The following is a 21,296-nucleotide window of genomic DNA, read 5'->3' as shown; positions in this document are numbered from 1 at the left end:
GTTCACTCTTTACTGTGGCCCGCGCGCCGCGCGGTAGGCCCGCTAGCCCATAAGGCGAACAGGTGCCCGCCACCAGGGCAGGCACCGTATCACGCGCTTGCTATTGACCGCCTGCGCTCGCCGCAGCGGACGGCTGGGCTGAGGTCTGGGCCGCGGGTGAGGCGCTGGCAGGAGCTGAGGCCTGGGCACTTGCTGAAGCGGCAGCGCTGGCTGATGCTTCTGCTGAGGCCTTGGCTTCGGCTTCTTCCTTCTTGCGCTGTTCCTCGGCTCGGGCGCTGGCTTCTTCGTAGGCCTGGGTGTCGGCCAGGGCAGGGGGTGCAATCAGGTTCTTTGTTGCAGCTTCGCCTTCAACAGCAGCCAGGGGGGTGCCGGTGATTTCACCCGTTTGCAGGTCGAGAGTGGCCTGGCTAGAGGCAGCTACCAGCCCTAACTGGCTTGCGCGGATAGCCAGGTCCTGGGGGGCCTGGTGAAATTCGATTTCCTGGGCCAGGGCCTCATTCTGCTGGATTAGGGCCTGCTCTTGAGCACGTAGCTCAACCAGGTCATACTGGCGGGAGGCCATGACGATGCTCAGCACCAGCACGGTGAGCAGGGCAACGAGCATGGCGCCCAGAGCCACGAAGACGCGCCAACGGTTGGAGGTAGCGCGCAGGGCCCGGGAGCGTGAGAGAGGACGGCGGGCGGGGGCTACTTCTTGGGGTTCGTCTCGCACCACAGACAGGCGAGGCTTGTTCAGCTGCCCGCCCTCGTCGGTTGAGGTGGGGAAACGGGGTTCCGCGCTCATCGTGTTGCCTTTGGTGTCTTGATTTTTTCTGCTGCCCTCAGTTTTGCGGACGCCGCCCGCGAGTTCTCTTCAATCTCCTGCTCGGTGGGGGGTTCAGCACCGCGGGTGATGATTTTGAGTTCGGGTTTGTGCTCCTCAAGTTCGACTGGGAAACCCTTGGGAGCACTTGAGGTAGCCCGGGCAGTGAAGGCTCGTTTGACGATTTTGTCTTCGAGGCTGTGGTAGCTCATGGCCACGCAGCGTCCGCCCAGGTTGAGGGCGTCGATTGCTGCGGGTATGGCGCGTTCTAGGGCATCGAGCTCGTGGTTGACTTCAATACGCAGGGCCTGGAAGGTGCGCTTAGCCGGGTGCCCACCCTTGCGTTGAGCTGCAACGGGGACTGCCTGCTGGATTACCTTGACCAGCTGGCCTGTGGTTTCAAAAGGGCGCTCGGCGCGGGCCGCTACGATACGGGAGGCAATGCGGGCTGCGAATTTTTCTTCACCCCACTGGCGGATGATCCGACGCAGCTCTGCTTCGTCGTAGGTGTTGACCACGATGGCGGCGGTGAGCTCTTCGGTGTTGTCCATACGCATATCGAGCGGGGCGTCGTAGGAATAGGCAAAGCCGCGCTCGCGTTCATCAAGCTGCATGGACGACACACCCAGGTCAAAGAGCACACCGTCGACCTGGGTGACGCCGGCTTCTGCCATGGCACGCGGAATCTCGTCGTACACGGCGTGCACAGGGATGAAGCGGTCGCCGAAGCGGGCCAGGCGCTCACCGGCGAGCTTGTGGGCCATGAGGTCTCGGTCGATACCGATGAGGGTGAGGTCTTCGAAGCGCTCGAGCATGGCTTCAGAATGCCCGCCCATGCCGAGGGTCCCGTCGATTACAACAGCGCCGGGTCGGGAGATTGCGGGCGCGAGGAGGTCGAGGCAGCGGTCTAGCATGACCGGCACGTGCCTGTCTTTGGCGTCCTTGCCGGGTGAGAGGTTCTCTACCTGAGTCAAGGGATGCTCCTCGTGTTGGTGGTTTTGTGGTCCGCGGTCTGTGGGGTTAGAGCATAAGCCCTGGCAGGATTTCATCATCGGTGCCAGAGAAGGCTTCTTCCTGTTCCTTCAGGTAGGCCTCCCAGGCTTCGGTGCTCCATATTTCTGCCCGTGAGCCTGCGCCGATGACCGTGAGGTCTTTTTCCAGCCCGGCGTAGTCTCTGAGGTTTTGAGGTATGGTGATTCGCCCCTGCTTATCGGGCACCTCGTCTGAGGCCCCCGACAGAAAAACGCGGATGTAGTCTCGTGCCTGCTTCGACGACAGAGGAGCTGTGCGCAGCTGCTCGTGGATGCGCTCAAACTCGGTCATGGTAAAGACGTAGAGGCAACGCTCCTGCCCGCGGGTGAGCACAAGCCCTGCTTCTAGCTGCTCGCGAAATTTCGCGGGAAGAATCAGGCGCCCCTTGGCGTCCAGACGCGGGGTGTGGGTTCCGAGGAACATGGCACCACCGCCTCTACCTGTCGTCCTTGTTCCCCTGTAGCAGGAGGGAAACTACACCAGTGTTGTTCTATCCCCTCCACTTTACTCCACTATGCCCCACCGAATGTACCAAATACGGAATTTTTACCGGGTTTTTGAGTGTTTTCACACGGAATACCGTCCTTGCAGCTCACCACCCACTCTCGGGCTTGTTCGAGACCCATCTGTGGGGGATCTTCCCGCCGCTCTATATATGACGTTTGAGGCATACAAAAACCGCCCGGCGCAGACCGGGCGGTGGATAAAAATCAGGAGGGAGAATTAGAAGCGGGAGCCACCTTGGCGCTCGTCCCACTTATCTTCGAGGTTCTGCATAAAGCGGGAGTTGCCTTTCGCTTTTGAGGGAGCTGGGTGAGCGGACGCTCCACCACCGGCAGCTTTCGCACCCTTGGGGGCGGTGGTGGCAAAGTAGACTCCGGCAGCTGCTAACACGAAGCCGAGAACGCCCAAAAGAATAATCTTGGTGGACACCCCGGCAATAATAACACCCAGGCCAACAACGGCAACGAGGGCACCAATGACGAGGTTGCGGGGGGATGAGGTAACAGCGGGAGCCACCAGGGGCTGGGGGCCGGTCATGGTTGACGTAAAGGCGGGGTCGTCGTTGAGCTGCTTTTCGAGCTGGGCCAGCAGTTCCTGTTCCCGTTCTGAAAGCGCCATGGTGTCTCCTTAGCTTGTGCGATGAGCCTGAACGCGCAGATGGGGCGAGCAGCCCATACGCGAGTGCGCGTTAGGTTGTCTACTCATCTTACCGGTAGCCCTTGGGTGCAGCCTAGACGCTCCCTGAAAATGACCTCTCATTTCATCGCTCTTTTCGGCCGCCAGGGGTGAGCAGGCTAGCGGGGAGCAGGCCCTTGGCACCAAAGCGGGCGTTGATGGTGTCCATGGCTTTTTCGGCTTCTTCCCATTCTTCGGCAAGGGAATCCTGGGTCGGCAAGGCAGCCTGGTTAGCCGCTCCGGGTGAACCCGGAGTGAAGAGTTGCATCTGCACACCGGCGTCCCGCCCTTCAAGTTTTTCTGCGCGCACGCCGAGCAGGCGTATTGACCGCCGGGAGGAGCCGTCGGCCTGTAAGACCTCGAGCTGCTTGAGGTGGGTGATAACGGCGTCAAACATGACGCGACCAGATACGGTTGCAAGGGGTAAGGGGCAGGAGCGGGTGAGGGTTTCGAAGTCCGAGTAGCGGATTTTGAGGCTGAGCGTTCGGGTTTGCCGCCCGGCAGCCCGCAGCCGTCGGGCGACGGTTAGGCAGAGGGTGTAGAGTTCTGCGGCAATCGCTTCGGCATCGATCTGGTCGGTGGTGAAGGTGTGTTCGGCTCCGATTGATTTTTCGATGCGCTCAGGGGTGACCTCGCGGCGGTCTATGCCGCGGGCTAGTTCATAGAGGTGCAGGCCTGCTGCTTGCCCACAGCGGCCCTGGAGCCAGGGCAGGTCGTATTCCCGTAGCTGGGCGACGGTATGAATGCCCAACCCCTCAAGGTAGGCGGCGCTTTTAGCTCCGACGCCCCAGAGCTTGCCAACCGGCAGAGGGTCGAGAAATTCTTGCACCCGGTGGGGCGAGACCACCCAGAGGCCGTTGGGTTTGGACCCGGCCGAAGCCATCTTGGCAACGAATTTACTCGATGAAATCCCTACGGAACTCGGTAAGCCCAGCTCGGTTTTAATGCGGTCGCGGGCCTGCTGGGCGATATCAACGGGGCTCCCCTGGGCACGGACGGCGCCGGTGAGGTCAAGGAAGGCTTCATCAACGCTCACCTGTTCTAGGCGGTCGGTGATGGCTCCCAAGATGGTCATGACCTGGGCCGAGTAGCTGCGATAGTGGGCGGACGGCTCCAGCAGCAGGGCAGCTGGGCAGAGCTGGCGGGCACGGGCCAGGGGCATGGCTGAGCGCACCCCGTAGCGGCGGGCTTCGTAGGAGGCGGAGAGGACGACCGAGCGCGGCGAATTGCGGGCAACGATGAGTGGGCACCCGCGCAGCTGGGGCCGTGTAAGAAGTTCGACATTGACGAAGAAGGCGTCCATATCGAGGTGCATGATGATGCGGGCAGGGGCGTCCGAACGCACACCCTGAGTAGTCTGCTGGCCCATCAACCCACCCCCATCTATCGAAACTATGTTCTAATCTATCCTAGCCAGTCAGGTACGTTTTGACCAGGTGCAGGCCCCTATCTACTAGACTGGTGTGCAGAGCTATCCCCAGACCCAAGGACGTCATGACCCCCCAGCCAGCCCCCGCTACCGGCCCCGACGAGTCCGCAGCCTACCTTGAGGCTCTCGAAGCCGAGATGGGCCGCTTTTTTGATACCCAGCAGGAACTTATGGCAACCGTCTCGGTTGAGACCCTGCCCCTGCTGGAGTCCGTCCGCGCCCTTTCCACCGGCGGTAAGCGTCTTCGGGCGCTGCTAGCCTACTGGGGCTACCGCGGAGCCGGTGGAACGGGAGTGACCGAGTCCATCGTTCGGGCGGGTGTGGCGATTGAACTCTTCCAGACCGCAGCCCTGATCCACGATGACATCATCGACGCTTCCGATACCCGACGGGGTGCCCCCAGCGTGCACCGCCGGTTCGAGGCCATGCACCGGGAGCTGGGCTATAAGACCAGCTCCTCATCCTTCGGTGTATCAAGTGCTATCTTGGCCGGGGACCTGTGCCTGTCGTGGTCAGAAATGGTGTTCTCGTCTATTCCTGAGCTTACCGCCGCCAGCGAGGCCCGCTTTATCTTTGATCTGATGCGCACCGAGGTCATGGCCGGCCAGTACCTCGATATTGTGGGCGAAGTCGTTCCCGAAGAAAAGCCAGAAGTTGCCCTTGAACGGGCCAAGAACGTGATTCGCTACAAGGCCGCTAAATACTCCTGCGAACATCCCATTGCCCTGGGCGGGGCCCTGGGTCTTGGTCTGAAGCACGGGGAGACCTCCGAACTGGTCACCGGCTACCGGGCCTTTGCCCTGCCCCTGGGCGAAGGTTTTCAGCTGCGCGATGACGTGCTGGGGGTCTTCGGCAAGCCCGAAACCACCGGCAAGCCTGCCGGGGACGACCTGCGAGAGGGCAAGCGCACCGTCCTCACAGCCTTTACCGCCATGAAGAGTAATGCCAATCAACGGGCCTTCCTCGAAGAATCCCTGGGCTCCCCCACCCTGGAGGCAGAAACCATCCAAGAGCTCCAGCGCCTCATGCGGGACTCCGGCGCCCTCCAGGCTGTCGAAGAGATGATTCAAGCCAAGGGGGACGAAGCCCTAGCCGCCCTTGAAGCCCTCGACCTCGAAGCGTCCGTACAGCAGGCCCTGCAGGCCATCGCGGCCAAGGCCCTGCACCGCTCCTTCTAGCGCGCCACTGTAGAGCTGATAAAACGCAGCAGGCTCACACCGGAGTGTGAGCCTGCTGTTCTCTATCTAAATCTTTAAAAGCCTTACCAGGCCAGGGCCGAGGCACGGCGGCGGATTTCGGTCTTGCGACCGTCAATCAGGGCATCGATAGGGCGGCCCGGCAGGGTCTCGTCAGCGGTGTAGAGCCAGACGATAGCTTCTTCTGCGGTGAAGCCGGCATCAGCCAGCACGCTCAGGGTGCCCTTGAGGGGCTCAAGCACACGGTCTTCGCGCATGAAGAGGGCTGGGACCTTACGGACGCCGGTTTCGGGGTCGCGCACGGCCAGCAGGGTTCCGTCAGCCAGCAGGTTGTGGACGCGGGTGACCTTGAGGTCAAGGGCTTCTGCGATATCGGGGATGGTCAGCCAGTCGCCAACCAGAGCAATTACTTCGGGTGTAGTTTTTTCATCAGTCACCTATCCATTGTGCCCCAGAAACCGGGGAATCGGTAGGCAAGCCCGCCCGAGAGCTCCCAAGGAGAGTTTTCGGCCTCTTCCCAGGGGCCGCCCGTACAATGGTGAGGATGACTGATGACTTCTCTGCTGCCCCCTGGCTGACCGGGGTGATATTCAAGGGCCATTTTGAGGTGGGCCACCTGATTGCGCGCGGTGGCATGGCCGAGGTGTACCATGCGGTTGACCTGTGGTCAGATAACCCGGTGGCTCTCAAGGTCCTACTCCCCCATCTCTCTACCGACCCCGCCCAGCAACAGAAGTTTTTTAGGGAGGGCTCGGCGCTCAAGAAGATTCAGCATGAGAACGTGGTGGGCGTCATCGACGAGGGCACCGAGCTGGTGCACGGCCAACAGGTCATGTTCCTAGTTCTGGAATACGTACACGGCTGCACCCTGGCCCAGCTCATGCAGCTACGCCCGGTTCTGTCGGTGGGCGAGATGCTCGATGTCATGATCCCTGCGGTTGAGGGCCTGTCTGAGGTGCACGCCCACTACCTGATCCACCGCGATATTAAGCCCGCCAACATTCTCTTAGAGGCCGATACAGAGGGCGTTAAGCTCTCTGACTTTGGCCTGACGCGCAGGGCCGACCAGAGCGCTACCGGCCAGCTCATGGGCACCCCCTCCTTTGTGGCTCCCGAGATCCTCGACGTTGCCTCGCCCGTCGGGCCTCCTGCCGATATTTTTGCCCTGGGCGTGATGATGTACCGCATGCTCACCGGCCGTATGCCTTTTGCCGGGGCCGATAACGACCAGCAGGTGCTCTACCACAACATGAACACCGACATTCCCTCGCTGATCCACCTGGCTGAGGGCATCTCGTCCGATATCGCGGGTGTGGTGAGCTGGTGCACCCGCCGCAACCCCCGCGACCGCCCCCAGGACGCCACCGAACTCTACCGGGCCCTGCGCGATATTGAGGCCCGCGCCAGCGACCAGGAAAAGGGCTACCGTCTAGATCAGGCAGACCAGCCCACTACCACCCTCTGGGAGGACGTCGCCGACATCGCCGAACAGTCGGGGCGGGTACGCCACGGACAGACCGCTATCACCGCCTTTGGGGCCGCCGATGACCTACTCGATGCAGGTTCTTCTGGCCCACCCAGCGAGCATGAGCAGGCTGTTCGCTCTGCCGCGGACGCCCCCGTTGAGGTCTACGCGCCCACAGACTTCCCGGGGGTTGGGCCCAAGACCGAAACCCAGGCCGTCCTCGATGCCCAGCTCTCTGAGCATGAAGCTGACCAGGACCCGGCGGTGGTCGAGCAGCCCCCTATCTCGGCCGGCTATAACCGGCAGCGGGCTGCCGCCTACCGTAGCGAGCGCGCGGACGCCGCACCCGCGTCCGCCCCGCAAGCAGCCTCGGTGCGCCCCTCCGACCCCGCCCAGTGGACCGACGCGCAGCGGCGTACCCCTGCTGAGCGCTGGCGTCCGCCCCTGTCCACCGTCGCCCTGGCCCTGCTTGTAGCCTTGGTCCTGCTGGGCTTTGTGACCGCAGGTTTTGTGGGTTGGTGGCTGGCCAGCCTGATTCTCTAGCCCCGCCCATTTCTGCCCGGCCCTAGTGCCTGCGTAGAAGCCACACAAAGAAAAAGCCGCCGTGGCCCTGCCTCTTGAAACCTGTGTTCAAGAGGCAGGGGACGGCGGCTTGCTCTGTGCCCTAAAGGCCTTGGCTTTAGCGGCGGGCCAGGTACTCAGCGACCTGGAAAGCGATTTCCAGGGACTGCTGGTGGTTCAGTCGCGGGTCACAGAGGGTCTCGTAACGGTCTGCGAAAGCTGCTTCTTCGATGGGATCAGAACCGCCTAGGCATTCAGCAACGTCGTCGCCGGTCATCTCTACGTGGATACCGCCGGGGAAAGTACCGAGAGCCTCGTGCACCTCGAAGAAGCCCTGAACCTCGTTCATGACGTCGTCGAAGCGGCGGGTCTTGTAACCGGACGGTACAGAGATGGTGTTGCCGTGCATGGGGTCGGTGACCCATACGACCTTAGCGCCTTCCTTCTGCACGCCCTCAACGATAGCGGGCAGGTTTTCGCGAATCTTGCCGGCGCCCATGCGGGTGATGAAGGTCAGGCGGCCGGGCTCGCGGTTGGGGTCCAGCTTGTCAATCAGGGCCATGGCATCGTCGGCAGTGGTGGTGGGGCCGAGCTTAACGCCGATGGGGTTGCGGACCTTGGAGAGGAAGTTGACGTGGGCATCATCCAGGCCGCGAGTACGCTCACCGATCCAGAGGAAGTGGGCGGAGGTGTCGTAGGGCAGATGGGTGCGCGAGTCGACGCGGGTCATAGCGCGCTCAAAGTCCAGTAGCAGGGCCTCGTGTCCGGTGTAGACGTCGGTGGTCTTCAGGGGGCCGAAGTCGGTGCCGCAGGCTTCCATGAACTTGATAGCGCGGTCGATTTCGCCGGCGATGGACTCGTAGCGGGCGTGGGCGGGGTTGGAGGTGAAGCCCTTGTTCCAGGAGTGCACCGAACGTAGGTCGGCAAAACCGCCCTTGGTGAAGGCGCGAATCAGGTTAAGGGTGCTGGCGCTGGTGTGGTAGCCGCGCAGCATACGGTTGGGGTCGTGCACACGGGATTCTTCGGTGAAGTCAAAGCCGTTAACCATTTCACCGCGGAAGGAAGGCAGGGTGACGCCGTCGCGGGTCTCGTCGTTCGATGAGCGGGGCTTAGAGAACTGCCCTGCCATACGGCCCATCTTAACCACGGGCATAGAGGCACCGTAGGTCAGCACAACGGCCATCTGCAGCAGAGTGCGCACGCGGCCTGAAATCTTATCGGCAGTAGCACCAGCAAAAGTTTCTGCGCAGTCACCGCCCTGCAGCAAGAAGGCTTCACCTTCAGCAACGCGAGCCAGGTCGGCGCGCATCTGGTCAACCTCACCGGCAAAAACCAGCGGAGGAACGCTGTTCAGTTCATTGATGACGGCGGTAAAGTCCGGGTGCTCAGCCCACTGGGGGTGCTGGTCGATGTGCAGGGAGCGCCACTCTTCGAGTTCGGGGAAGTCGTTCGGGGTAGGCACGGCGCCGGGGTTGGTCACGGGGTGACTCCTTTGTATGTGGTCGCTAGAGCCTAGCTGAGGGTTAGGCTCTTGTCTCTTATTCAAAAGTATTGGGGCTTGATATGGAGGGTTCAAAGCTGTGTCCACCATGTGACATACAGCTCTGAGAACAGGGGCGGACGAGCTAGGAGCGGGTTTCAAGCAGGCGGCTGGTGGCCTCGTCCGCGCTGATTCCTTCCGCCGTCATGAGCTTCTTAACGTCGGCCGCATAGACCGGGGTGATGGGGCGGCCGGTCATCTGGCTAATCCGCTCAATAACCAGGTCTGCTAGTTCCCGCTGGGCGGCCCATTCATCGTCCCGCCCCAGATAGGGAGTTACGTCGATGGGTTCACCGATGACGGTCTTCACCCGGATCGGTTTGCCGTCCTTCCGCAGGCGCAGGCGGTTGGAGCCGGGCACCTGCACATCCTCGTTACCGAACTGGGCAACGGGGATAATGGGGACGCCGGTCTCCAGGGCCAGGCGGGCCACACCAATTTTGGCGCGGTAGAGGCGAGCATCGGGGCTACGGGTCCCTTCGGGGTAGATGCCCACGAGCTTGCCCTCGCGCAGGGCAGCGACAGCAGCAGCCAGAGATTCAGCCGACTTAGCACCACCGGAGCGGTCAATGGGCAGCTGGCCCACAGAGGTGAAAAACCACTTCATCAGGCGCCCCTTAAGACCGGGAGTAGTGAAGTAGTCTGACTTAGCCAAGAAAAATACCTGACGCGGAGCCGCAAGAGGCAAGAAAATAGAGTCAATAAAAGACACGTGGTTACTTGCCAAAATAGCGCCGCTTGCTGCCGGGATATTTTCAGCCCCCACAACCTCGTGGTGATAGGCCCGCTGCAAGAAGGGCTTGAGCACGGTGCGTAGCTGCATATACATGGTGTCTCTCCTTGCGATAGAGCAATGTTAGGGGTCTCGTGGCTAGAGCAGTCAGCGAGCGGCTTTCCACTACATATTGTATGCCCGAGGGCGACCAGCTCAGAAACAGGAGTTACAAAGCCCTCCCCAACGAGGTGAAGCTATTCCCCTCAGAGCGTCACACCCCTCAAAAGTAGGGTTATCGCCAGGGGCGGGCTGTAAAATGGCCAGGAAGAACCGCGTGCCCGGCATCGTCGCCAGTGCACCTTAGCCCTCCCCCGCAGCCGGGGCCCGTTAGAGACAAGGTAACACCGTGAAAGAAATTCACTCCCCCCAGATTGTTACTGTTGATCCGGCAGTTAACATCACCGACATGGTGGAACGCCGCGCTCAGGACAGCCGCAATCCTCTGGTCTACCGGGTGCAGAAATCAACCGGCAACTGGGTTCCCGTCACCGCCAAGGACTTCCGCCGTCAGGTCATTGATCTGGCTAAGGGCCTTGTGGCAGCAGGTATTGGGGCAGGCGACGTCGTTGGCATTATGAGCCGTACCCGCTACGAGTGGACCCTGATTGACTTCGCTATCTGGTACGCGGGCGCTGTATCTGTACCCGTCTATGAGACCTCATCTCCTGCCCAGGCTGCCTGGGCTCTGTCGCACTCCGGCGCCAAGGCTGTCTTCGTTGAGAACAGCAAACTGGCAGACGTCATTGGGCAGGCTCGTGAGCTCACCGATGAGGAGCTCTCCCTCGATGCTCTCAAGGACGTCTGGGTCATCGAAGATTCGGTTCTCCCCACCCTGGTCTCCGGTGGGTCTTCTATCTCTGACGAGGATGTCGAAGAACGCCGTTCCCTCGCCAACCTCGATACCGTGGCCACCATCGTCTATACCTCCGGCACCACTGGCCGTCCCAAGGCCTGCCCGATTACCCACGGCAACTTCGTCCGCCTCTCTGCCAATACCAAACTCACCATCCCTGAGATTGCCAACGAGACCAACTCGACCCTGCTCTTCCTCCCCCTGGCCCACGTGCTGGGTCGCCTGATTCAGGTGCTGGCCTTTGACGCGGGTCTGACGGTAGGCCATGCCCCCAACATCAAGAACCTCTCCACCGACCTGGCGTCCTTCCAGCCCACCATGCTGCTGGTTGTGCCCCGCGTCTTTGAAAAGGTCTACGAGGGAGCTATCAAGAAGGCGGAAAAGGGCGGTAAGGTCAACGCCAAGCTCTTCCAGCGATCAGTGGACGTGGCTATCAAGTGGTCCCAGGCCAAGATTGCGGGCAAGATGACCCGTGCCCTTACCCTGCAGCACAGGTTCTATGACAAACTGGTCTACTCCAAGCTGCGCGACGCCATGGGCGGCAAGGTACGCTTCGCGGTATCCGGCGGCGGACGCCTGGCCCCCCACTACGGCCACTTCTACCACGCTGTGGGCATCGAGGTCGTTGAGGGCTACGGCCTGACCGAGACCACCGCTCCCCTGGCCGTTGGCCGCATCCGCAACTTTGATATCGGCAACGTGGGTACCCTGATTCCCGGTGGCTCTGCCCGTATCGCTGAGGACGGCGAACTCGAGTTCAAGGGCATCGGCCTGATCTCTGGCTACCTCAACAACCCCGAAGAGAACGCTGCGGCCTTCACCGAGGACGGCTGGTTCCGCACCGGCGACCTGGCCCGTATCGACGATGACGGCAAAATCTTTATTACCGGCCGCAAGAAGGAAATCATTGTGACCGCCGGCGGTAAGAACGTCATGCCGGTACCCGCCGAAGACCGCCTGCGCCAGTCCCCCTTCGTCTCCCAGGCCATGCTGGTGGGCGACGAGAAGCCCTTCATCTCGGCACTCATTACCCTGGACCCAGACGTCCTGCCCGATGAGCTCGAGCGCATCGGGCTGCCCCGCACCCTCTCCCTCAAGGAGGCCTCCACCAACCCCCGCGTCCGTGAGGCTATCCAGAAGTTCATCGACGACGCCAACGCCTTTGTGTCGAAGGCCGAATCTATCCGCGAGTTCCGCATCCTCGATAAGGACTTCACCGAGGCCGAGGGACACCTGACCCCCTCTATGAAGGTGCGCCGCAAACAGGTGCTGGCTGACTTCAACTCCTATGTTGAAGATATGTACAACCGTACCAAGTCCACCGTGACCGAGACCGCCGCTCACACCGCTGAGCGTGTTCAGGAGCTGCGTGCCGAGCAGACCGAAAAGTGGGATCAGTTCAAGGCTGTTCAGGCTGAAAAACTACACGAGTTCACCGAGACCCAGGGGCAGAAGCTACACGAACTGGCAGATAAGATTCAGCAGGTCGCTCCCCTACCCGGGGCTAAGGATCAGAACAACGAAGAGCAGGCTCAATAAAGCTTATTCATAAGCGGTTTCGCAGGCTCACGCTCGCTGCCGACCCTCTCGCCCGGTTCGCTTCGCTGACAAGGGCAATTCACGCCCCGCCTGACGGCGGATTCCGTTCGCTCCTGCGTGCTCGCTAACTCGCACCCGCTCACTCCATCCGAGCCAGCAGCTTCGCTGTGAGCCTGCTACACCTACCCTAATAAATAAGCAGTAGCCCCTTTATCTGCCCGTATATAGAAGAATCCCCGAGCCAATTTCAGCTCGGGGATTTTGTATTTCTATTGGAACACCTAGTCGAGCTCAAGCCCCAGCAGGGCGTTCTCTACGACCTCGGTGAGGGCCGGGTGGATCCAGTACTGGCCGCGGGCCATATCGCGGGCACTCAGGCCAAAGCTCATGGCCTGAATCAGGGGCTGAATCAGGTTGGGTGACTCCTCACCGATTAGGTGGGCTCCCAGTAGTTCGCCGGTGTCCTTGCGGGCGATGAGCTTGCAGACGCCTTCGCTATCGTCCATAGCCCAGCCGTAGGCTACGTCGCCAAACTTCTGCTCCTTGATAGTAATCTCGAACCCTTCAGCCTCAGCCTGCTCCCGTGCCTGACGTTCGGTCAGGCCAACAGCGGCAATGGGCGGGTGAGTAAAGACCGCAGCGGGAACATAGCGGTGGTCGGTGGCCCGTAGCCGGTCGGGATGCAAGATGTTCCACTGCACGGTGCGCATCTCGGCGTTAGCCACGTGCTTGAGCTGGTAGGGAGAGCTCACATCGCCCAGAGCCCAGACGCCCTTAACCGGCTGGCCACCAGAGAGCACCCGCTGGTACTCATCCACCTGCACCAGGCCCCGCTCATTCACATCAAAGTAGGTGGCAGCGTCGAGGGTATCGGAGTTCGGGGTGCGGCCCGTTGCTACCAGCACAAGGTCGGCGGGCACGGTAACCTGCTCACCAGCGTCCTCAAATATCACCGTCACAGAGCCGTTGTCGGCAGACTCGATGGCCTTCAGGGCGTGGTTGGTGCGCAGGTCCCACTGGCGGGCAGCTTCGCGGGTAAAGATCTCGGCGATGGTGTCATCGTGGCTGCGCAGCAGGCGGTCTGAGCGGATGGCCTGGGTCACCTGGGCGCCCAAACCCGAGAAGACATGAGCGAATTCAGCTGCGATAAAGCCGCCACCGATAACAACCACGCGCTCGGGAAGCTCGTCAATACGCATGACGGTGTCTGAGGTGTGTACCTGGGGCAAGTCGATACCGGGGACCTGTGGCAGGGTGACGCGGGAGCCGGTAGCCAACACTAGCTGGTCGGTGGTAAGTTCAAGGCCGGACGCCGTAACCACGCTCCGAGGCCCGGTCAGCTTCGCGTATTCCTCGTAGACATCCACGTTCTCGAGGGACTTACGCCAAGCCAGCCCGCCCTCGCTGATAGCGTCGATACGGCCAAAGATACGGTCACGAATCTGCCGCCAGGCGGTGTGCTTGTGCTCTAGCTCTACTCCCAGACGGGCAGCGTCCTTAGCGCGCACCACGGTGGAGGCCGGGTAGACGTACATCTTGGTGGGAATGCAGCCCACGTTGAGGCAGGTGCCGCCAAAGCGTCCGCCGTCGATGATGGCAATCTTCTTGCCGTCAAAGTCCTCGTTGGGCAGAGAGTTGCCGGAGCCAGATCCGATAATGATGAGGTCGTAGTGGTGGGGTGAGCTCATGGGGCTACCTTTCATGTTGGGGTATGTCTGTGGTGTTCAACGGGATAGGCTAAGATTTCATTCCCGGCTGTCAGCTCCACTGTGTGCCTGTGCTGCAGCTTCTGCGTTACCGCGGAAGTTCTTTTGCATCTGACGGAATACCAGCACGTTACCGACCACGATGTGCAGGAAGCCCAGAATCATCACATAGATGTTCCAGCCGCCCTGTGGGGCGAGCACACCCAGTAGGAGCAAGATCGCGCCAAAACCAATAATCATCAGGTGAGTTACGTTCATGTTCCCTAGCCTACAGGTAGGGACCAGATTCCTCTCAAAATCCTTGTGCACAGCACATACTTTCGTCACTTTTCTGGTCCCTACATGAGATAACAAGAGAGCGGACGCCCGCCCCGACTTACGCAAGCCGGGTGCGGGCGTCCGCCCCTTGGGTACTCCTGATACGGGGTTACTTGACGTTGACCACGATCAGCAGGTCACCACCAGCTACCTGAGAGACCTCGTTGTAGACAACGCGCTCGACGGTGCCTGAGACCGCTGAGGTGATGGATGCTTCCATCTTCATGGCCTCGATGGTAGCTACCTGGTCGCCAGCTGAGATTTCGTCGCCGGGCTTGACCGAGATAGACACGCCACCAGCGAAGGGGGCTGCGATGTGGCCGGGGTTAGAAGCGTCCGCCTTCTCAGCTTCCTTCACATTGGACTCAACGGAGGTGTCGCGGACATTGACGGTGCGCTGCTGGCCGTTCAGGGTGCAGATCACCTCGCGCATGCCCTTTTCGTCGGGTTCTGAGATAGCCTGCAGGGTTGCGATCAGGCGCACACCCTTACCCAGCGAAATCACGTGTTCGCGCTTGAACATCATGCCGTAGAGGAAGTCGCGGGTGTGCAGAATCGACAGGTCGCTGAATTCCTCGCGAGCCTTCTCAAAGTCGCGGGTGGGCCCGGCAAAGAGCAGGCGGTTGAGGGTGGCGCGGCGGGTAGCTGAGTCCCCGTTCAGGGCTTCCAGGTCTTCGGCTGACAGGTCGTTGACCGAGGGCTTGGAGAGCTTACGGCCTTCCAGGGCACGGGTACGGAAGGGCTCGGGCCAGCCAGCGGGCGGGGTACCCAGCTCGCCGTTGAGGAAGCCAATGACCGAGTCGGGGATATCGAACTTCTGCGGGTCCTTCTCGAAGTCCTCGGGTGAGACGCCCATGCCAACCAGCTGCAGGGCGAGGTCGCCAACCACCTTCGATGAGGGGGTTACCTTGACGATATGGCCCAGCATGCGGTCAGCAGCTGCGTACATGTCTTCGATATCCTCGAAGCGCTCCCCCAGCCCCAGGGCGGTTGCCTGAGCGCGCAGGTTGGAGAGCTGGCCACCGGGGATTTCGTGGGTGTAGACACGACCGGTGGGTGAGGACAGGCCCATCTCGAAGGGCTTGTAGATGGCGCGGACGGCTTCCCAGTAGGGTTCCAGCGCGCAGGCAGCTTCCAGGGTGATGGAGGGGGCGCGGTCAGTGTACTGGAGGGCGCCAACCAGGGCGGAGAAGGACGGCTGGGAGGTGGTACCTGCCATGGAGGCGGTTGCTACGTCGACGACGTCCACGCCTGCCTCAACGGCAGCCAGCAGGGTGCCGACCTGGCCACCTGCGGTGTCGTGGGTGTGCAGGTGAACCGGCAGGTCGAAGCGCTCGCGCAGGGCGGTAACCAGGCGGCGGGCGGCTTCCGGACGCAGCAGGCCGGCCATGTCCTTGATGGCAAGGATGTGGGCGCCGGCTTCTACCACCTGGTCAGCCAGGTTCAGGTAGTAGTCCAGGGTGTAGGTCTGCTCGGCAGGGTCCAGCATGTCGCCGGTGTAGCAGATAGCGACCTCAGCAACTGCGGTGCCGGTGGCACGCACGGCCTTGATAGCCGGGGTCATCTGGGAGACGTCGTTGAGGGAGTCGAAGATACGGAAGATATCGACGCCGGTCTCGGCTGCTTCCTTGACGAATGCATCGGTGACCTCGGTGGGGTACGGGGTGTAGCCCACGGTGTTGCGGCCGCGCAGCAGCATCTGGATGGGCAGGTTGGGCATGGCCGCACGCAGGTGGGCCAGGCGCTCCCAGGGATCCTCGGAGAGGAAGCGCAGGGCGACGTCGTAAGTTGCACCGCCCCAGGCTTCTACTGAGAAGAGCTCGGGGGTTACGTGGGCTACTGCGGGCGCAGCGGCTAGCAGGTCGCGGGTGCGGACGCGGGTGGCCAGCAGGGACTGGTGGGCGTCACGGAAGGTGGTGTCGGTGATCAGCACTTCCTTGGTGTCGCGTACAGCCTTGGCGAACCCTTCGGGGCCCAGTTCGAGCAGGCGCTGACGCCAGCCTGCCGGGGGCTCGTGGGTAGAAGCGTCGAAGGGTGAGCGGTAGGGCTCTTCGGTCTTATCACCGGGGAAGGCAGGTAGCTTCCAGCGGGGGTCAAGGCCCTCGATACGCTCGCCGTGGGGCTTATTCACGGTGACATTTGCCAGGTACTGCAGGGCCTTGGTGCCGCGGTCAGCTGAGGGCTTCTTGGTCAGCAGCTCGGGGTGCTCATCGATGAAGGGGGTGGAGACGTCACCAGCGCGGAAGGTGGGGTCTTCTAGCACCGCCTTGATGAAGGGGATGTTGGTTGCGACGCCGCGAATACGGAACTCGGCCAGGGCGCGAGAAGCGCGGCGGACGGCGTCCTCAAAGGTTCGGCCACGGCAGGTGAGCTTGACCAGCATGGAGTCGAAGTGGGGTGAAATCTGGGCACCGGTGTAGACGGTACCGCCGTCCAGGCGGATGCCAGAGCCACCGGCTGAGCGGTAGTAGGTAACCTTGCCAACGTCGGGGCGGAAGCCGTTCGCCGGGTCTTCGGTGGTGATGCGGGACTGCAGGGCGAAGCCGCGCACGCGCAAATCTTCCTGGCGGATGCCCAGGTCTTCCAGGGTCTCACCGGCAGCAATACGCATCTGGGACTGTACCAGGTCAACGTCGGTGACCTCTTCGGTCACGGTGTGCTCAACCTGGATACGAGGGTTCATCTCGATAAAGACGTGCTGGCCAGCGCGTTCACCGGCGGTATCGACCAGGAACTCCACGGTACCGGCGTTCACGTAGCCCAGTTCCTTGGCGAACTTGACCGCGTCGCGGAAGAGGGCCTGACGGATCTCCTCATCAAGGTTGGGGGCGGGGGCGATTTCAACGACCTTCTGGTGGCGGCGCTGCAGGGAGCAGTCACGCTCAAAGAGGTGCACGATGTTGCCCTCGCCGTCGGCCAGGATCTGCACCTCAATGTGGCGGGGGCGCAGTACTGCCTGCTCAAGGAAGACAGTGGGGTCACCGAAGGCGGTGTCGGCCTCACGCATAGCCGCTTCCATAGCGGGGCGCAGGTCTTCACGCTTCTCAACGCGACGCATACCGCGGCCACCACCACCGGCAACAGCCTTGACGAAGATGGGGAAGCCAATTTCCTCAGCCTCAGCCAGCAGCTTCTCAACGTCTGCACTGGGCTCGGTGGACTTGAGCACCGGGATGCCGGCACGGCGGGCAGCCTTCAGTGCCTCAACCTTGTTACCGGCCAGTTCCAGAACCTCCGGCGGAGGGCCAATGAAGGTGATACCGGCCTCCGCGGCGGCGCGCGCTAGATCAGGATTCTCCGAGAGGAAGCCGTAACCCGGGTAGATGGCATCAGCGCCGGCTTCTTTGGCGACGCGAATAATCTCCTCAACATCGAGGTAGGCACGGACGGGATGGCCCTCTTCACCAATCGGGTAGGCCTCATCGGCCTGCTGACGGTGAATGGAGTGGCGGTCTTCGTAGGGGAAGACGCCGACGGTCTTAGCGCCGAGCTCGTAGGCCGCACGGTAAGCACGGATTGCGATTTCGCCGCGGTTAGCGACCAGAATCTTTGAAAACATTTTCTTCCGTTCCGCCCCACCCAGCACAGCGGGGTGCGGTGAGGCTAAGCCACAGTTCGTGTGTGAACACCTCAAATATATCTTTAGACTTCCTAAAGCACCTGGTTTTGTCTCATTTTTTGTGATGCGGGACGTAACGAAAAGATTTTATTGTGAGCATGACTACACGCGATAGGGTGTGAGCTGTGAGCTTCCCTGACTTTCCCTAGCACCTAGCGGCAGGCCCCTGCCCTGTTGGGTAGCATAGAAGGTCAGTGTGTATCCGCCGAATTCGAGAGGCTTTCGTGGCAATGAGCAGCGTGGTAAGTATTAGCAGCCTAAAGGGCGGCGTAGGCAAAACATCGGTCGTGCTGGGGCTGGCCTCTGCCACTCAGGCCAGCGGGCTCCGCACCCTCGTCATCGACCTCGACCCCCACGGGGACGCCTCAACCGGCCTCGGCGTGAACACCGCCGAAGGCACCGACATGGGCACCATCTTGCTCGCCCCTTCGGATTATTCCCTGGCGGACGAGCTCACCCCCGCTTCGTGGGCTACCCTCGGCAGCCTGGGCAACGCCTCCCGCACCGGACTGGACGCAGGCACCTGGGTTGGGCGCGCGTCCGCCCGTCTTACCGCCCTAGAGCAGCTCGACTCAGCCACCCTGCTCCCCCGCCTGGCAGACCTCCTTGAGCCTGTGCGCGAGAGCTTTGACCTGATTCTCATCGACTGCCCGCCCACCCTGGGCCGTCTCACCGAGATGGCGTGGGCTGCCTCTGACCGGGTGTTGTCTGTCGCAGAACCCTCACTCTTCTCTGTCGCGGGCTCCGAACGCACCCTGCGCGCCATTGCCCGCTTCGAAGCCAATACCCCCTATGCCGTGGAGTCGGCCTCTATCGTGATCAATAAGGTACGCGCTGGCGACCCAGAACACGACTACCGTATCGAGGAAATGAAGGTGCTCTTTGGCGACCTGGTCGCTGAGACTATCCTGCCCGAGACGCACCTGCTCCAGCGCATTCAGGGATCCGCCTACCCCGTGCACTACTGGCCCGAAGAAGAAGCCCAGGAACTCGCCAGCGCCTTCACCGCGCTACTGGCGGGCCTGCTCGATGTAGCTACGGAATAAGACGTATAGGGGCCCAGGCTCACGCTCGCTGTGAGCCTGCGCCCCTAGACGTGACTACCCCGCCTTCGCATCTGCGAGACGGGGTAGTTTTCTATGCTGTTTAGGCGCCGGCCTTGCGGGCTCGGCGGGCCGAAAGTTCGTCGTGGAACTCGGTCTCTGCCTGGATTTCCTGGGCGGTGCTTTCGCCGGGCAGTTCACTCAGCGATACTTCCAGTTCGCGCCAGACACGGCCGATAGCAATGCCGAAGACGCCCTGGCCGGCCTGCACCAGGTCAATTACCTCAGAGGCCGAGGTGCATTCGTAGACCGAGGCACCGTCGGACATCAGGGTGATTCCGGCGAGGTCTTCAACGCCGCGGGAGCGCAGGTGGTCGACCGAGGTGCGAATCTGCTGCAGGGATACGCCGGTATCGAGCAGGCTCTTAACGATTTTGAGTACGAGCACATCGCGGAAAGAGTAAAGACGCTGGGAGCCAGAACCCTGGGCTGAGCGGACGGTGGGCTCCACCAGGTGGGTGCGGGCCCAGTAGTCGAGCTGGCGGTAAGTAATGCCTGCTGCCTTACAGGCGGTGGGGCCGCGGTAGCCCAGGTTTTCATCAACCAGAGAAACAGGGTCGTCAAAGAGGACGCCCTGCTCACCCACCGGGGAGGTGCGGGGCATGACGTCTTCAAAGCCCAGCAGGGGCTGATCCATGGGGGCAGGTACGCCTCGCAGCGCGGCGGGGGCGCTAGGTTCACCGTTGTACTGTGTCACGGTTTGAGGTTCCTTCCCTTGAACTGATCATGGACTCTCTTATCCTACCTGCCCAGTAACCCTTTTGCCGGTTAATCGGTCGGCAGGGGCACCGGCGTTTTAACGTGGTTCTGGTCATTAAGACAGACCACGTTTACCCGGTGCCCCTCGCGCAAGGTTAGGTGGGGTTAGTCGAAGCTGGGCATACTCCCGGCTACCAGGGCCATGTGTAGGCGGAGCAGCAGCTGGGCAATATCACCGGCGAGTTCGGCCGCACGGGCCTGGGACTCTTCGTCCTTACGCAGGGCCAGAGGGCCCACCGCGGTTTCAACCAGGTCGACTTCGCGGTCGGCAGCGGCCCGGAAGGCTCGCAGGTGGCGCGGGTGCAGGCCGTGGGCGGTGAGCTGGTCGCTCACCCTCGTAACAGCCAGGTCGTACTGGTCGTACTCTTCTTTGTTGTCTGCCAGCAGACCGTAGTTCATGAGCTCACGTAGCAGGGGCATATCGACCCCGGCTGCCTGGCCCAGCTCACGCAGGGTGTAGGTGCGGGCCGGTTCTGCCTCGGCTGCCGGGCGGGCACTCGGCAGCTCTTCGGCACCCGGCTGCGCGGACGCGTCCGCCCCGCTCCCCTGCCCAACGGCCGGTTTGCTGCCGGGGGAGGGTACTAGCCCCGCGTCGATGTCGGCCAGGCGCTGGCGGATCACCTTGAGCGGCAGGTACTGGTCGCGCTGCAGCTGCAGCACAAAACGCAGGCGCTCAATATCTTCTTCGGAGTACTTGCGGTAACCGGTATTGGTACGCTGCGGGCTCACCAGACCCTTATCTTCAAGAAAGCGAATCTTCGAGGCGCTAATGCCCTCAAATTCCCCTTCAAGGGCGCTGAGCACCTGACCGATGGTCTTATTTTTTGCCCCAGCAGTTTCAGCAGAGTGAGCCTGAGCCATGGTTACTGCCCCTGGCCCTGGTAGAAGGCGAAGTGGAACTTGCCGATGTAGATTTCATCGCCGTTGCGCAGGTAGGCCTCGTCCACGCGGTCCTTGTTCACGTAGGTACCGTTCAGGGAGTCAGCATCGGTCAGGATGAAGCTGCCCGCGTTGGGGATGAAGAGGGCGTGACGACGGGAGACGGTGACGTCGTCCAGGTAGATGTCTGACTGGGGGCTACGGCCTGCGATGATGGGCAGGTCAGCGCCATCTTCGTCGGTTTCGGGGTTCAGGAGGAAGCGGGCGCCCTTGAACTGGCCGTCCAGACCAATGAGGACGGCTGACCCTGCGGGCAGGGTTGCCAGCAGGTCGCGTTCTTCGGCGGTGGGGTTATGGGACTGGGATACGCCCAGGGCTACCATGGCGATGGTGCTTGTGGGCGGGTGTGCTTCATGCTGGGCCATACGGTCTCGTCCTTATGTCTTCGGGCGGCGGGGCCTACGCCCGTACTGTGCCTGTGTTCTAAACGTTATGCGTGGTGTGGTGTGATGTAAGCGGTTCAAGGTCAAGAAATGGTAAA

18 protein-coding genes are annotated in these 21,296 nt (G+C 61.7%); 4 read left to right on the top strand and 14 right to left on the bottom strand.

The window, feature by feature from the left end; genetic code table 11:
• Nucleotides 1-100: 100 nt before the first annotated feature.
• From VSX42_RS00325 to dinB, 5 genes are all read right to left on the bottom strand, one after another.
• Complete coding sequence (locus tag VSX42_RS00325) at nucleotides 101-784, bottom strand: hypothetical protein (protein ID WP_326502450.1); 684 nt, start codon at nucleotides 782-784, stop codon at nucleotides 101-103.
• A complete protein-coding gene (gene rsmH / locus VSX42_RS00320) occupies nucleotides 781-1,776 on the bottom strand; it encodes a 16S rRNA (cytosine(1402)-N(4))-methyltransferase RsmH (protein ID WP_326502449.1) in 996 nt (331 codons plus the stop codon). Before rsmH ends, VSX42_RS00325 begins: the two co-directional genes overlap by 4 nt.
• 46 nt (nucleotides 1,777-1,822) lie before the next feature.
• Complete coding sequence (gene mraZ, locus VSX42_RS00315) at nucleotides 1,823-2,257, bottom strand: division/cell wall cluster transcriptional repressor MraZ (protein WP_135011380.1); 435 nt, start codon at nucleotides 2,255-2,257, stop codon at nucleotides 1,823-1,825.
• A 300-nt stretch (nucleotides 2,258-2,557) separates the two neighbouring features.
• Entirely contained in the window at nucleotides 2,558-2,956 is a 399-nt protein-coding gene (locus tag VSX42_RS00310; protein WP_326502448.1) for a DUF3040 domain-containing protein, read from the bottom strand.
• A gap of 142 nt (nucleotides 2,957-3,098) precedes the next feature.
• The gene (gene dinB / locus VSX42_RS00305) at nucleotides 3,099-4,382 is read right to left on the bottom strand and encodes a DNA polymerase IV (protein WP_326502447.1); all 1,284 of its coding nucleotides are present in this window, start codon (nucleotides 4,380-4,382) and stop codon (nucleotides 3,099-3,101) included.
• A gap of 125 nt (nucleotides 4,383-4,507) precedes the next feature.
• Between dinB and VSX42_RS00300 the strand changes: the two genes are divergently transcribed.
• Entirely contained in the window at nucleotides 4,508-5,620 is a 1,113-nt protein-coding gene (locus VSX42_RS00300; RefSeq protein WP_326502446.1) for a polyprenyl synthetase family protein, read from the top strand.
• Nucleotides 5,621-5,703: 83 nt separating this feature from the next.
• Here the strand turns inward: VSX42_RS00300 and VSX42_RS00295 are convergent, their stop codons facing one another.
• Nucleotides 5,704-6,075: an Rv2175c family DNA-binding protein gene (locus VSX42_RS00295; protein ID WP_237185446.1), complete on the bottom strand. Its 372-nt coding sequence runs from the start codon at nucleotides 6,073-6,075 to the stop codon at nucleotides 5,704-5,706.
• A 107-nt stretch (nucleotides 6,076-6,182) separates the two neighbouring features.
• Between VSX42_RS00295 and VSX42_RS00290 the strand changes: the two genes are divergently transcribed.
• Entirely contained in the window at nucleotides 6,183-7,646 is a 1,464-nt protein-coding gene (locus tag VSX42_RS00290) for a serine/threonine-protein kinase (protein WP_326502445.1), read from the top strand.
• 136 nt (nucleotides 7,647-7,782) lie between these two features.
• On the opposite strand, the gene VSX42_RS00285 is transcribed toward VSX42_RS00290, so the two are convergent.
• Nucleotides 7,783-9,144, bottom strand: coding sequence for a class II 3-deoxy-7-phosphoheptulonate synthase (locus VSX42_RS00285; RefSeq protein WP_237223023.1), 1,362 nt, complete (start codon nucleotides 9,142-9,144; stop codon nucleotides 7,783-7,785).
• A 145-nt stretch (nucleotides 9,145-9,289) separates the two neighbouring features.
• Entirely contained in the window at nucleotides 9,290-10,033 is a 744-nt protein-coding gene (locus tag VSX42_RS00280; RefSeq protein ID WP_326502444.1) for a lysophospholipid acyltransferase family protein, read from the bottom strand.
• A 292-nt stretch (nucleotides 10,034-10,325) separates the two neighbouring features.
• Between VSX42_RS00280 and VSX42_RS00275 the strand changes: the two genes are divergently transcribed.
• A complete protein-coding gene (locus VSX42_RS00275; protein WP_326502443.1) occupies nucleotides 10,326-12,371 on the top strand; it encodes an AMP-dependent synthetase/ligase in 2,046 nt (681 codons plus the stop codon).
• 281 nt (nucleotides 12,372-12,652) lie between these two features.
• On the opposite strand, the gene VSX42_RS00270 is transcribed toward VSX42_RS00275, so the two are convergent.
• The 3 genes from VSX42_RS00270 to VSX42_RS00260 form a co-directional block, all read right to left on the bottom strand.
• The gene (locus VSX42_RS00270; RefSeq protein ID WP_326502442.1) at nucleotides 12,653-14,059 is read right to left on the bottom strand and encodes a mycothione reductase; all 1,407 of its coding nucleotides are present in this window, start codon (nucleotides 14,057-14,059) and stop codon (nucleotides 12,653-12,655) included.
• Between the two features lie 57 nt (nucleotides 14,060-14,116).
• A complete protein-coding gene (locus VSX42_RS00265) occupies nucleotides 14,117-14,335 on the bottom strand; it encodes a hypothetical protein (RefSeq protein WP_326502441.1) in 219 nt (72 codons plus the stop codon).
• A 169-nt stretch (nucleotides 14,336-14,504) separates the two neighbouring features.
• Nucleotides 14,505-17,954, bottom strand: coding sequence for a pyruvate carboxylase (locus tag VSX42_RS00260; RefSeq protein WP_326502440.1), 3,450 nt, complete (start codon nucleotides 17,952-17,954; stop codon nucleotides 14,505-14,507).
• Between the two features lie 290 nt (nucleotides 17,955-18,244).
• Between VSX42_RS00260 and VSX42_RS00255 the strand changes: the two genes are divergently transcribed.
• Complete coding sequence (locus VSX42_RS00255) at nucleotides 18,245-19,060, top strand: ParA family protein (RefSeq protein ID WP_326502439.1); 816 nt, start codon at nucleotides 18,245-18,247, stop codon at nucleotides 19,058-19,060.
• 100 nt (nucleotides 19,061-19,160) lie between these two features.
• Here the strand turns inward: VSX42_RS00255 and VSX42_RS00250 are convergent, their stop codons facing one another.
• The 3 genes from VSX42_RS00250 to VSX42_RS00240 all read right to left on the bottom strand — a co-directional run bounded on the left by VSX42_RS00250 (nucleotide 19,161) and on the right by VSX42_RS00240 (nucleotide 21,180).
• The gene (locus tag VSX42_RS00250) at nucleotides 19,161-19,754 is read right to left on the bottom strand and encodes a MerR family transcriptional regulator (protein ID WP_326502692.1); all 594 of its coding nucleotides are present in this window, start codon (nucleotides 19,752-19,754) and stop codon (nucleotides 19,161-19,163) included.
• A gap of 227 nt (nucleotides 19,755-19,981) precedes the next feature.
• Entirely contained in the window at nucleotides 19,982-20,737 is a 756-nt protein-coding gene (locus VSX42_RS00245; RefSeq protein ID WP_326502438.1) for a MerR family transcriptional regulator, read from the bottom strand.
• A 2-nt stretch (nucleotides 20,738-20,739) separates the two neighbouring features.
• Nucleotides 20,740-21,180: an FHA domain-containing protein gene (locus tag VSX42_RS00240; protein WP_237185455.1), complete on the bottom strand. Its 441-nt coding sequence runs from the start codon at nucleotides 21,178-21,180 to the stop codon at nucleotides 20,740-20,742.
• Between the last annotated feature and the right edge of the window lie 116 nt (nucleotides 21,181-21,296).

This window comes from Rothia nasimurium (genome assembly GCF_035916755.1).
Taxonomy (GTDB): Bacteria; Actinomycetota; Actinomycetes; order Actinomycetales; family Micrococcaceae; genus Rothia.
The sequence above is the reverse complement of the archived record's forward strand: the minus strand, read 5'-3'. Positions and strand labels throughout refer to the sequence as shown.